Below are 12,511 nucleotides of genomic sequence, written 5' to 3'. Positions count from 1 at the left end.
AGTCTCCTTTGGATTAAGGAGACCTAAGTAGTAACCACGCGGTGCCGCTATTCGGCGTTCGGGTACGGAATTGAGTGAAATAGAGGCACGTGGTGCCGTTATTTGGTGTTCGGGTACAGAAGTAAGTGAAATAGCGGCACGCGGTGCCGTTATTTGGTGTTCGGGTACGGAAATGAGTGAATTAGCGGCACGCGGTGCCGTTATTTCTATAGCTGCGGGAGCGAGATCCGTGTCCGTTAAGTTAGCGTGGGAGGAAACCAGATGGTGCGAAGGTTGACCCAGCCTTGCGAGTTGAAAGTGACTCCCCGTACGGAAGGCAGATAGGTCGTCGGCAAAGGTTTCTCCGATAGAATGAACAGCTGATGCTCCTTCATGAGCAGTTGCTCGATTTTGCCTAGCTCGCTTGCGCGAAGCATAGGATCGGATTGCCGGATAACGCGGTTCAGCGTCGTCTCGATATCGATCCGGGTGTGGGAATCGACGTGCTCGGCCATCGTCAGATAGAGATCGAACAGCCGGAGCTGCTCGTCTTGGTCGCGGAACAAGGAGAACAGGATCAAATCCGATTCCAGCCGGACCGATCCCTTGAATTCTTCCGGGGATACGGAGACGACGTTGCACGCGAAGCCGCGCCTTCCGAGACGGTCCGCCAGCGCGTAGGCATCCGGTCTGTAGGGCGGAATCGTCGCGATTTGAATTGGGATGGGCACAGGACTATCCCCGCCGGAAGCCGGCGGCAACTCCCCGAGACAATCGAATAAATAAGCGCGAGCGGTCGGATCGGTTAACGGTCCGGCCTTTTGCGTGTTGCAGGTGACGAATTTTCTGACGGTCGTATCCGAGTGGATGTGGCTCCAGTTTTGTTCGGCGGCCGCGGCGTTAGGGATGACGTGGAAGGGCGAGAGGTTGTCCGATTGTCCTCCGCTTCCCGTCTCTTCCGTCGCCCACGGGACGTGAACGATCTCCACCCGATCGAGATGGGCCCTGCCTTGAAAATAAGGAGCGAACGCTTCCAATACGCAAATCCCTTCGTTCATCTCGTTTACCTTGAACGGACCGGTGCCGAGCGGAGCCGTGCCGAATCGCAGGCTGCCCAGCTGATGGAGGTCCTTCGGAACGATAGCCGCGCGGCTCGTGCACAAGAAAGGGAGGAACAGCTCGTTAGGCTCTTCCAGCTCGAATCTTACGGTCGTCGGATTGAGGGCGCGCACGGCTTTGATTTGCTTGAAAATAAAACTATACAACGTCCTGCGCGACGAGCGGATCAATCGTTCGAACGAGTAGACGACATCCTCGGCGGTCATCACTTTGCCGTGGTGGAAGAGGACTTCCTTGTGCAGGTAGAAGGTCCATTCCGTACGGCTGGAATCCGCTTCCCAGGCATGGGCGATGCTCGGTGCGATTTCGTCGCGGCGATCGTCGTTTCTGCGCACGAGACCGTCGAAAACGTGGCTGGATACGAAGGATTCCGCCAACAAATTCATATACAAAGGGTCGACCGTGTGAAGCGGTTGACGAATCGGAATGCGCAGCGTGTCGATCTGCCTGTCGCTCCTCATCTCGGTATGATGGCCGAAGTAGGTAAGCAGCCAGCCTTGCAAATGCTCCTGCAGCGTGGACGAGCTTCGATGGGCTCTAATCTGATCGATCGCGCGTGCGATATCCTTGCGGTTTATCGCTTGCAGCATGGACTGAACCGCGATTTCTTCGGGTTGAACGAGGAACCGCAACGACGAACGGCGACCCCGTCCGCGGGAGGAATCCCACGCGGCCCAGCCGTTAGCGCACATGGCGCGAAGGATATTCGTCGCGTTGCGAGGGGTACAGTCGAGCAGCTTTCCTATCTCGTCCAAAGTGGTCTCGACGGAGTCCACGCCCCCGAAACGCGAATGAAGCTGCAGGAATTGTTGATGGATTTTCATACGATACTCCGCCTCTTAAAATAGGAAATTTCCAGTTCAGTTATTTCTATTTATTTTCCTATTTTACCATCTACAATAGGCATTAGAAAGTCAGGAAGCGGAGGGTTCTGTCGTGAATTCGAATCGTAAAGCCGTTACGGGAAGAGCGCTGGCCGGTCTGATCGGAGCGTTCCTGCTCGCTATTGTCCATCAATATTTGTTCTATGGCAACGTGCCTGGAATATCCTACCCGCTGTTTGTCATTCTGTTATACCTGTACCTTTTCCACGATTGGAAAGACCGGCTGCGGGAAATTACGGGGTTCGCTTGGTTTCTGTTCGTGGTGATCCTGCTGCTCTCTTCGACGTTCGCGCTGTTCGATAATCCGATACTGCGCAGTTTGAACTTGCTTATCGTCCCGCCGCTCATCTTCGTTCATCTTGCTTACATAAGGGGCGCTAAGCAAATCGCTTGGTGGGATATTCGAATCGTTTGGGAAGCGCTCGACCACCTCGTTCCGCAGAGCTTGCGCCATATCGGTACCCTATTTCGCATAGCGAAGATCTCTGCCGGACGAAAAATGGGCTCGAAGCAGAAGAGCGCGCTCGGCAAAGTGCTTATCGGTCTTGCTATCGCTTTGCCGGTGTTGATCGTCGTCGTTCAACTGCTCGCTTCCGCGGATGGAGTTTTCAATCGGGTGCTGACGGGACTTCCCGGATGGTGGAACAGCCTTTCGCTCGGAGAAAGCTTCGCGCGGGGGATATGGATATTCGTATTCGGCGTCCTGTTCTTCTGTTACTTCTGGGGATTCGTGAGACCGAAGCGAGCTCCTCGGCAGAAAGGGAAGGCGAGCATGGACGAAGAGAGATCGTCTCAAGCGGCCGGCTTCCGGATCGACCCCGTTATTCTCGCTACGCTGCTTATCTCGGTAAATATCGTTTACGTGCTGTTCGTGGCCGTTCAGTTCTCGTATTTGTTCGGGGCATGGGACGGTGTCGTGCCGGACGGCAAAACTTACGCAGAGTACGCAAGAAGCGGGTTCGTCGAGCTCGTCGCCGTCTCGGTCATTAATTTTGCCATCCTAATGGCCACTCTCGTCTTTGAAGGCGGCGAGGCCGGACAGGCAGCCAAAAAAATGAACGCGTTACTGCTCTACGTGCTGGTGGCCTGCTCGGGAGTGATGCTGTATTCCGCTTATATGAGGCTTGTCCTGTATGAAGAAGCATACGGTTACACGTATATTCGTTTCCTGGTGCACGCGTTCATGATCTTTTTGGCGATTCTGCTGATTATAGCGGCGCTCCGGATTAGAACTCCGATGATTCCTCTGACGAAGATTTACATCGTTATCGGCCTGGCCGCATATGTATTCGTTAATTACGTAGGCATGGATAGGATTATCGCCGAGAAAAACATCGAGAGGTTCAAGACCAGCGGGGAGATCGATTTTGTTTACTTGGGCGGCTTGTCGGCGGATGCCGTTCCGACGCTTGCCAAGTTCGCTGAACGGGAGTTCCCGGACATGAAGCGGTATTTGGAAAATAAGAGGATAGCGATCGCGGACGAGGATCGCGCGTGGCCTTCGTTCAATTTATCGATCTACCGCGCCGAGAAGGTGCTGAACGAGCTGCAAGATTAGGGGGAGAAGAGAGTTATGGGGTACATATCGGATCTGAGAAAAACGGTGGGCGCGCGGCCGCTGCTCATGCCCGGGGCGTGCGTGCTCGTCTTTGACGAGAGAGGCCGTCTGTTGCTGCAACGGCGCTCCGATAGTTACGATTGGGGAACGATCGGAGGCGCGCTGGAGCTGGGAGAATCGTTGGAGGAGGCGGCCGGGAGAGAGCTCTATGAAGAAGCGGGGTTAACGGCCGAGGATTATCGATTCATTGCTTTGCTGTCGGGGAAAGACATGTATTACAAGTATCCGAACGGGGATGAAGTCTATAACGTGATGGCCGTGTACGAAGCGATTAACGTCGGAGGCGTACCCAAAGTCAACGACGACGAGGGGCTGGAGCTTCGTTACTTTTCGCTTCGCGAACCGCCGCCGGAATTGAATCCTTTTACGGAGCTGGTCTTGAGGAAAACGGGATATCTCTAGCAAAGGGTAACCGTTCGATCGGCCGACGCGAGAGGGCACCGGGAAATCCCGGTGCTTTTTTATTTTTTAAAGTCGAAAATTCTCGATTGACGGATGGTAATTTCTACTAATAAAATAGATACATTCATGAATGTAATTAATAGTTTCGGTGACGGTTGTCGAAAGAGGACTTGGAGCGATGCAAATGATCAAAAACAAGTTTCAATTAAAGAGAGAAGCGACCTATCGACAGCTCTTGGAAGCCGGAATGAAATGCTTCTCGGCTAAGGGGTTCGCCTCAACGACGATTGGAGATATCGTAGCGCAGACCGGCCATACGAACGGCGCGTTCTATGTTCATTTTAAGACGAAAGAACAGTTATTCCTGCAGGTACTGGAGTATCAGATGCAAATTACGAGCGGCTGGACCGACGTTCCGAAGGCATACAGCCCGACGGATACGACGCTGGAGGAAGTCGTTACGATTACGCTGACGCGGCTCGCCGAAATGCTTCAAGGCGTCGATAACTGGATTGTCGTACTGGCCGATTTCTACCAATATACGAAAGAAAAACCGGAAATCCAAGGCTTGCTCAGAGAGAAATACCAGGATTGGGTATTTGGAATCGAGCAGTTTATCCGGGTCTTGCAGACGCATGGATGGATTTCGAAGGACAAGGATCCGATTCTGACGGCTAAGCAAGTGATCGCGTTCAACGAAGGATTTACCGTGTTCTCCAAGCTGTTCGGAGAAACGGATACGAAAGCGCTTATACAAGGTTTGGTTAAGCTGATGACTTAAATGGCGCGGCTTATGGACAAACCGTTTTTCGCTGCGGAAAGTCCCTATTTTATTATGAAAGGATTGAATATCGAGCCGATGAACCTAATGAACTCAGGAGCTAATCCCCTCAACCCCGCCATGCGTCAGCCGACGAAATGGCGACAAGCATGGCTAGTCGCGGCGATCGCCGCCGCGTTGCTGATAGCCATGCTCGTGTACGTTAAGCCTGCGGCCGCGGCCGGAGATTGGACGACGGGAGGCGGACCCGGCCATCCTCCCGCTCTTTCCGGTACAGGTATAGCGTTGTACGGAGCGGATATCGAACCGGTCAACGGATATCTGTTCGCAACGGATTCAGGGAATGGCAAAATCCTCGTGATGAATCCGGACGGTCAAGTGACGCAAGAGCTAGTGGCGCCGTTGCCTGTCACTTTCTCGGAGCCGATGGCCATACGTTTCGATGGAAACGGACGAGTATATGTGACCGACAGAAGGGCTCTCTATCGGTTTAATGTCAGCTACTCGGGTTCTGCCTATAGCCTTAGCGATATGATCAAATGGGACGGCAGCGGCGTTACGCCTTCGGTCGGAACGCTAAGATACCCGCAAGGCATCGCCGTGAACGGCAACGATCTGATCGTCGCGGATACCAATAACGGCCGCGTTCTGAGGTTCGACGTTTCCTCTTTCGGTCCGGCGAGCAGCCCGGACGTTTGGTCCGGGGATCTCGATCCCGGGCCGCTAGACGCGACTATCAGGAGTCCCTTTGGACTTGCTTTCGATGGCTCGACGCTCTATATCGGCGATCAAAGCGATTATTTGAATGGCGGCAAAATCATAAAAGCAACCGTTAGCGGAAGCACGCCGACGGTATTGGCGAGCAAAACGTTCAATTCCCCCAAGGGAATCGAAGTCGGCTATGGCGGCAACCTCTTCGTGGCCATTAGAAACGGTTCGTCCACCGTTTTAAGGCTTGACGCGAACTTGGACGTCGTTACCGCTTTGGCCGGGGACAGCCCGTATGGTCAACTCGCAACCGATATTACGTTCGACGATGCCGGCTCGATGTATCTCTCTCTTGTGTCGCAAGTGAATGCTTCGGATAACGCGGTGCGGAAGATTACCGGCGATAATCAGTTATCCGATCTAACGGTCAGCGCGGGCGCAATGATGCCGTTCTTGCCGGGCGTTCTGAATTATTCGCTTAGCGTACCAAACAACGTGACCTCGACGACGGTTACGCCGGTGCTCAGCGCCAGCAGCAACAATGCCAGCGTCACCGTCGGCGGCGTCGGCGCGGCCGGCGGCAGCCCATCTTTACCGATTCCGTTACTAAAAGGCGACAATATTATACCGGTCGTGGTTACGGCTTTTAACGGCATGACGAGGACTTATACGATCACGATCACGCGGGCTCCCTTTACGGATGCGACGCTTAGCGGGCTCGCGCTAAGCTCCGATTATTTTAACGAACCGTTCGCGCCCGGAACGACCGCTTACACCGTTAACGTGGGAAACGGCCTCACGGAGATTTACTTAAAGCCGGTCAATAACAACCGGGCAACGATCACTGTAGACGGAACGCCGACGCTTAGCGGTAATTTCTCCAATCCGATCTCGCTTCCGGTCGGAACGAAGACGATCACGATACTCGTTACGGCCGAAGACGGCGTCACGAGCAAGGAGTACACGGTCGCCGTCACGCGGGCGGCGTCGGCGAACGCCAACTTGAGCGGCTTGACGCTGTCGAGCGGCACGTTGAGCCCGACTTTCGCGGCGGCAGGACGGGTTACACGGCCAGCGTGACCATTAGCGTGAGCAGCGTATCGGTGACGCCGATAGTGGCTGACGTTACGGCGACGGTGACGGTGAACGGCCAATCGTTGATGGCCGGAGCGGTGTCGGTCGACCTGAATGTAGGGAGTAACCCGATTACGATCGTCGTGACCGCCCAGAACGGCACGACGAATACGTATACGGTGACGGTGGCGAGAGAGGCGAGCGGAGACGCGAACTTGAGCGGGTTAACGCTGTCGAGCGGTACGCTGAGTCCGGCGTTCGCGCCAGGTACGACGAGTTACACGGCCAGCGTGACCAATAGCGTGTACAGCATCGCGATTATGCCGACGATGGCCAACGTTACGGCGACGGTGACGGTGAACGGCCAAACATTGACGGCCGGAGCGGTGTCGGTCGATCTGAATGTAGGGAGCAACACGATTACGATAGTCGTGACCGCCCAGAACGGCACGACGAAGACGTATACGGTGACGGTGACGCGAGCGGCGAGCGACGATGCGAATTTGAGCGGGTTGACGCTGTCGAGCGGCACGCTGAGCCGGTGTTCGCGCCAGGTACGACGAGTTACACGGCAGCGTGACCATTAGCGTGAGCAGCGTATCGGTGACGCCGATAGTGGCTGACGTTACGGCGACGGTGACGGTGAACGGCCAATCGTTGATGGCCGGAGCGGTGTCGGTCGACCTGAATGTAGGGAGTAACCCGATTACGATCGTCGTGACCGCCCAGAACGGCACGACGAATACGTATACGGTGACGGTGGCGAGAGAGGCGAGCGGAGACGCGAACTTGAGCGGGTTAACGCTGTCGAGCGGTACGCTGAGTCCGGCGTTCGCGCCAGGTACGACGAGTTACACGGCCAGCGTGACCAATAGCGTGTACAGCATCGCGATTATGCCGACGATGGCCAACGTTACGGCGACGGTGACGGTGAACGGCCAAACATTGACGGCCGGAGCGGCGTCGGTCGGCCTGAACGTAGGGAGCAACCCGATTACGATCGTCGTGACCGCCCAGAACGGCGCAACGAAGACGTACACCGTAACGGTAACGCGTGCGTCTCTGCCTTCGACGGGCGGAGGCGGCAGCGGCAGCTCGACGCCAACGGTTGAAGTTCCGTTCATCGACGTGAACGGCACGAAGCTGAACCCGGACGCGATCGACGCCTCGAAGCCGTTCTTCGTCGTTGAAACGACGCCGAAGAACGGTACGGCTTACGTCAGCTTTCCGGCCGGAGCCTTAACCAGCCTTGCCGGCGAGAACGCGGCGTTTTTCATCGAAATCAAAACGCCTTACGGCAGTTATCGGGTGCCGGTCAATCTGGCGTCGCTTATCCCGGGGCTGAAGGATCTGCTTGCCAAGAACGGCCTTAAAGCCGACGAGATCAGCTTCAAAATTTCCCTGACCGACAAATCGGGGGATAAAGAGATTCGATCCGCGTTCGCCGGCGGCCTGCCGAACGGAATCGCGCTGGGAGCAATCGTGGATTTCCATATGGATATCGTGAATACGAAAACGGGCTTGGCGATCGGATCGGCGGATCGATTCAGCCAAGCGATCGCAAGGCTGATCCCGATGCCGAAGAGCATAACCGGCATGCCTGAGCAATGGGGCGCGTTCCGCTATAACGCAGCGGCCAAGAAGTTCGAGTTCGTTCCCGCTAAGGCAGTGAAGATCGACGGCATCCTGTACGCGACGATCGCTTCGGCTTCCAACAGCGTGTACGTCGTTGCGGACAACAAGGTTAGCTTTAACGATACGGTCAAGCAGTGGAGCCGGCCGTTCGTGGAGCTCGCCGCGGCGAAAGGACTCGTCGAAGGCGTCGGCGGCGGGAAATACGCGCCGAACCAATCCGTGACGAGAGCGGAATTCGCGGCCGTGCTGATTCGGTCATTGGGTAGAGGCACGATATCCGGCGGTTCAGCGCCTTATGACGACGTGAAGCCCGGTGCTTGGTACTTCGGCGCTGTAGCCACGGCGAAAGAGCTTGGCCTGATCGACTTCGGGAGCGGAGAGCGCTTCTTGCCCGATCAACCGCTGACCCGAGAGGAAATGGCGAGCATGCTGGCGGCAGCGATCAAGCTTGAGAAACCGACGACCGAGCGGAGCGCCGCGAGCTTGGACGGCTTCAAAGATATCGGAAACGCGAATGCGGCGCATTTGGACGACGTACGCCTGATGATCAAGCTTAAGATCATGACGGGAACATCCGCGAATACGTTCGGCCCGAAGGGAGAAACGACGCGCGCTCAAGCGGCGGCCGTGTTAATACGTACGCTGCAAGCGCTTGGTTCGATTGATTAAATGGGGGAGTGATACCGCCCCCCAAAAAAACAATTCACGCAGCCTGAGAAGGCTGCGTGAATGTTTTTAAATAGAATAACGGACTCAAAAAAACACGCTGCGGAGAGCGAAAGAACGACGAACGATTTTCTCGCAAATTCGTCGTTGCGCTACACTTCCCGTTTCGGCATGCCGAAGGTGTATAATGGGATCATAGCCAATGGAAGGATGAGAGAATGCTTACAGTAACGGAATACAGCGTGGAGCTGGTCAAGGATCCTTTTCAAATTTTAGCGGGGAAACGCTACGAGTTTCTGATCGATCTTGAGCTGGACGAAGACGACGAACTTTACTCCGCGAACGGAATATATGTTAAAGCCGTGTATAAGATCGACGGGGAGCAGGGGCGCGTCGTGAGCTACAAGCTGTACGAGAAAACGACGGACCGTTTCGTCGATGCCGAGCTTGAAGACGAAGAGGAAGCGGCTCTGTCCGATTTCTGCAAGGAGCATTACCGGGAAGGCGAAGAATAAGCAGCGAACAAGACCCTCCGAGCGGCAACGAGCACCGATTGCGGAGGGTTTTGTTATCGCTTAAAGTTTAGCGTATTTGGCGTACCCGGCCAACTCGACGAATCCTTTTCCCCTGATCGGCTTGCGGCACTCGTGGTCGACGCCGGTTACGAGGCAGACTCCTTCCCATATGGCTCGAATCGGACCGATAATCGGCATCTCCTGATTATCGATCAGGGGAGCGACGCGCAGCTCGAGCCGGTAATCGGGAAGGAGGATGCGCCACTCGATCGGATAGGTCATTCCCGATCGGAAGCTTTTCCAGAACCGAAGCGGTTGGAGCTTGATGTTGTTGACCGACATGGAAGCACGATCGTTTAGGATGAAGATGGCGGTAGGGGAAGCGGGAGGGCTTGCGGGGTCCGCCGCGTGAAGCTGGCTGATGAGCAGTTCCCGGCCGTCGTCGAGCTGAAGCCCAAACCAGTTCCAGCCTTCGCCTTTAAGCAGTTCGTAGTTTCTCCCCCACTGATGGTCGAACCAGCCTTCCCCGGACACTTGCTCCGAGCCTTCCTCATCGTAGATACGTCCTTTAACGGAATTACGGGTAGACGAATAATAGTAGAAGCCGTTTAACGTACCTTGCTCGTCGATGGCGGTCAACCGTTTGCAAGGCTCGAATTCCAGTTCAATTCGTGCTTCCCGGTCTTGGATATGCAGCGTAAACCGTTGGCTCTCTTCGTCCTTAAATATTATCGAAGCCTCGCCGTAATCCAGTCTGGTCGGGCGCGAGCGAACGGATACGTCCTTCATCCACGAGTGCGGAGAAGGAAGCTTGCCTTTGAGCAGCGTGCCGTACTGCTCCCAAGTATGCTTATCGTTCGGCTTGATCAGAAAATATGAAGGAAGATACAGTCCGGCCATTTGGTAGACTAGCGCACGGTCCAAGCAAGATCGGGCAATGAACCCCGGTTGGTCTAACCGGATAAGAGAATAGATCAAATAATGCCCTTTAAGCCGAGGCAGCTCTCCGACGCGGAAGAACGAGATCATGAGCGCGTAACGCCTTCCTCCGCTTCCGTCGATATAAGCGTAACAATACCACCATTCCAGATTGGACTCGGGATGGGGCGCAGCGTCTTTCGGAATGGACAGGGCTGCTCGTTGATCGTTCATAGGCGTAATCCCTTCTTTCGTCTAAGCCGACTCTCGGAAGGCTTCTCTCTAGGCGGATCGTAAGTATAAAGTATGTATGGGCCGCGGAAATGGCGACTTGGGAAGACCGTTAAATCGTATAAAGAAAAATGAAGCGTTCGCGTAGACTTCATCCGTACGAAACGTTAAGATCGAAGCATGTGTAAAAAATGGAAATGACGGGAGGGGGAAAATGATGTCTTTCGTTAGTCGTCTCAAGTGGTTTTTTAAGGCAAGATGGGGGACTTACGCTATTGCGATCGGGTTAATGACGGCGGTTAGCCTACTATCCATGATCCCGCCCAAGCTGATCGGAAACATGATCGACGTCATCAAGCAAGGGACGCTGACGTCCGGCGAGTTGAATCAAACCGTCGCATGGCTTGTCGGACTCTCCTTGCTCGTATACGTAATGGTATACATATGGATTACGACCTTGTTCGGCAATTCCATCCTGATAGAAAAGCTGCTCAGGGCGCGGCTGCTCAAGCATCTGACTAGAATGGCGCCGTCCTTCTTCCAACGGAACAGCACGGGGCAACTGATGGCGCTTGCGACGAACGATATTTTGGCGATCGGACAGACTGCCGGATACGGCGTCATGACGCTCGTGAATACGCTTGTCGGCGCGTCGGTCGTAATCGTGATGATGTTTTCTTTTATCAGCGTCAAGCTCATGATCGCCGCGCTTATCCCGCTGCCGCTGCTCGTGCTGGTCATTAGCAAGCTGGGAGCCAAGGTACGCGTCCGGTTCCTTGCCGCGCAGGAATCGTTCGGCCGAATGAACGAACACGTGCTGGAATCGGTATCCGGCATCAGGGTCATTCGTTCCTACGTCCAAGAGGAGCGCGATCTGGGAGCTTTCGATCGAATTACGACGGAGGTCATGGACAAGAACAGACGGGTGTCGATCTTGAACGCGTTATTCCAGCCATCGATCTCGCTTATCGTCGGCGCAAGCTATTGCATCGGAATCGGTTATGGCTCTTATTTGGTTTTTCACGATGAAATTACGCTCGGGCAGCTTGTATCCTTCAACATTTATTTAGGGATGCTCATATGGCCTATGATCGCTTTCGGCGAGTTCATTAACGTGCTGCAGCGGGGGAGCGCTTCGGCTGACCGGCTCGAAACGGTATTGGCCGAACAAGCGGACATCCAAGAAGCGGAAGACCCGATCGAGTTAGAAGCTCCGACGGTTATCGAGATGAAAGATCTTACCTTCAAATACCCGTCCGCCTCGTCCCCAAGCTTGGACAACATTTCATTCCGGCTGGAGCGGGGGGAGACGTTGGGCATCGTCGGCAAAACCGGAAGCGGGAAAAGCACGCTGCTCAAGCAATTGCTAAGGCAGTATCCTCTAAGTCGGGAGATGCTCTTCGTATCCCATATTCCGGTCGAACAGATCTCGCTGGAGCAGATGAAGCGATGGATTGCTTACGTCCCGCAAGAGCACCTGCTCTTATCGAAATCGATCCGCGACAACATCGCCCTCGGCAAACCGGATGCAACGGAGGAAGAAATCGCCCGCGCGATCGAGATGGCATCCTTCACGCAGGATATCGCCCAGATGCCGGAAGGATTGGGCACGATCGTCGGAGAGAACGGCGTTATGCTGTCCGGCGGACAGAAGCAACGGCTCGCCATCGCGCGGGCTCTGTTGATCGATTCGGAAATTTTGCTGCTGGACGACTCGCTGTCGGCGGTGGATGCCCGAACGGAAAGCCGGATCGTCGGACAAATCCGCAAAGAACGCGCCGGCAAAACGACGCTCATCACGACGCATCGATTGTCCGCGGTCAGCCATGCGAACTGGATCGTCGTGCTCGACGAAGGACGGATTCGGGAAGAAGGCACCCATGAGCAGCTCATGCTGCACGGAGGGTGGTACAAGGAGCAGTGGGATCGTCAGCAAATGGAAGCTAGCTTAGAAGAGTAATGCGATAACTGATGAAATAGA

The 12,511-nt window shown here is 55.0% G+C and carries 10 protein-coding genes; 8 read left to right on the top strand and 2 right to left on the bottom strand.

The genetic code is table 11. The features are described 5' to 3' along the window. Positions 1-236 precede the first annotated feature (236 nt). Positions 237-1,922, bottom strand: coding sequence for an ABC transporter substrate-binding protein (locus FPL14_RS12540; RefSeq protein ID WP_182303293.1), 1,686 nt, complete (start codon positions 1,920-1,922; stop codon positions 237-239). Positions 1,923-2,034: 112 nt separating this feature from the next. Here FPL14_RS12540 and FPL14_RS12535 point away from each other — a divergent pair, with 112 nt between their 5' ends. From FPL14_RS12535 to FPL14_RS12505, 7 genes are all read left to right on the top strand, one after another. Continuing rightward, complete coding sequence (locus tag FPL14_RS12535) at positions 2,035-3,540, top strand: DUF4153 domain-containing protein (RefSeq protein ID WP_182303292.1); 1,506 nt, start codon at positions 2,035-2,037, stop codon at positions 3,538-3,540. A gap of 15 nt (positions 3,541-3,555) precedes the next feature. After that, on the top strand, positions 3,556-4,002 hold the full coding sequence (locus tag FPL14_RS12530) for an NUDIX hydrolase (RefSeq protein WP_182303291.1): 447 nt from the start codon (positions 3,556-3,558) through the stop codon (positions 4,000-4,002). Between the two features lie 178 nt (positions 4,003-4,180). Next, a complete protein-coding gene (locus FPL14_RS12525) occupies positions 4,181-4,783 on the top strand; it encodes a TetR/AcrR family transcriptional regulator (RefSeq protein ID WP_182303290.1) in 603 nt (200 codons plus the stop codon). A 12-nt stretch (positions 4,784-4,795) separates the two neighbouring features. Continuing rightward, positions 4,796-6,571, top strand: coding sequence for a cadherin-like beta sandwich domain-containing protein (locus tag FPL14_RS12520; RefSeq protein WP_182303288.1), 1,776 nt, complete (start codon positions 4,796-4,798; stop codon positions 6,569-6,571). Next, positions 6,568-7,152 (top strand): cadherin-like beta sandwich domain-containing protein, encoded by a 585-nt coding sequence (locus FPL14_RS12515; RefSeq protein ID WP_182303286.1) that lies wholly within the window; start codon positions 6,568-6,570, stop codon positions 7,150-7,152. The genes FPL14_RS12520 and FPL14_RS12515 overlap by 4 nt, the downstream gene beginning before the upstream one ends. Continuing rightward, positions 7,142-8,869 (top strand): S-layer homology domain-containing protein, encoded by a 1,728-nt coding sequence (locus tag FPL14_RS12510; RefSeq protein WP_182303284.1) that lies wholly within the window; start codon positions 7,142-7,144, stop codon positions 8,867-8,869. Before FPL14_RS12515 ends, FPL14_RS12510 begins: the two co-directional genes overlap by 11 nt. A 215-nt stretch (positions 8,870-9,084) precedes the next feature. Continuing rightward, positions 9,085-9,381 (top strand): DUF6509 family protein, encoded by a 297-nt coding sequence (locus FPL14_RS12505; protein WP_182303282.1) that lies wholly within the window; start codon positions 9,085-9,087, stop codon positions 9,379-9,381. Positions 9,382-9,441: 60 nt separating this feature from the next. Here FPL14_RS12505 and FPL14_RS12500 read toward each other — a convergent pair whose 3' ends face one another. After that, entirely contained in the window at positions 9,442-10,533 is a 1,092-nt protein-coding gene (locus FPL14_RS12500) for a lipocalin family protein (protein WP_182303280.1), read from the bottom strand. A gap of 214 nt (positions 10,534-10,747) precedes the next feature. On the opposite strand from FPL14_RS12500, the gene FPL14_RS12495 reads away from it, so the two are divergent. Further along, positions 10,748-12,490, top strand: coding sequence for an ABC transporter ATP-binding protein (locus tag FPL14_RS12495; protein WP_324617929.1), 1,743 nt, complete (start codon positions 10,748-10,750; stop codon positions 12,488-12,490). Positions 12,491-12,511 lie beyond the last annotated feature (21 nt).

Source organism: Cohnella cholangitidis (genome assembly GCF_014107495.1).
GTDB classification, from domain to species: Bacteria; Bacillota; Bacilli; order Paenibacillales; family Paenibacillaceae; genus Cohnella; species Cohnella cholangitidis.
This window is presented reverse-complemented; position numbering and strand designations above follow the sequence as displayed.

Bases quoted from the DNA above. Each gene is read 5' to 3' on its own strand.
- FPL14_RS12495 (WP_324617929.1), top strand. From the start codon at position 10,748: ATGTCTTTCGTTAGTCGTCTCAAGTGGTTTTTTAAGGCAAGATGGGGG.
- FPL14_RS12500 (WP_182303280.1), bottom strand. From the start codon at position 10,533: ATGAACGATCAACGAGCAGCCCTGTCCATTCCGAAAGACGCTGCGCCC.
- FPL14_RS12540 (WP_182303293.1), bottom strand. From the start codon at position 1,922: ATGAAAATCCATCAACAATTCCTGCAGCTTCATTCGCGTTTCGGGGGC.
- FPL14_RS12520 (WP_182303288.1), top strand. From the start codon at position 4,796: ATGGACAAACCGTTTTTCGCTGCGGAAAGTCCCTATTTTATTATGAAA.
- FPL14_RS12530 (WP_182303291.1), top strand. From the start codon at position 3,556: ATGGGGTACATATCGGATCTGAGAAAAACGGTGGGCGCGCGGCCGCTG.
- FPL14_RS12505 (WP_182303282.1), top strand. From the start codon at position 9,085: ATGCTTACAGTAACGGAATACAGCGTGGAGCTGGTCAAGGATCCTTTT.
- FPL14_RS12525 (WP_182303290.1), top strand. From the start codon at position 4,181: ATGCAAATGATCAAAAACAAGTTTCAATTAAAGAGAGAAGCGACCTAT.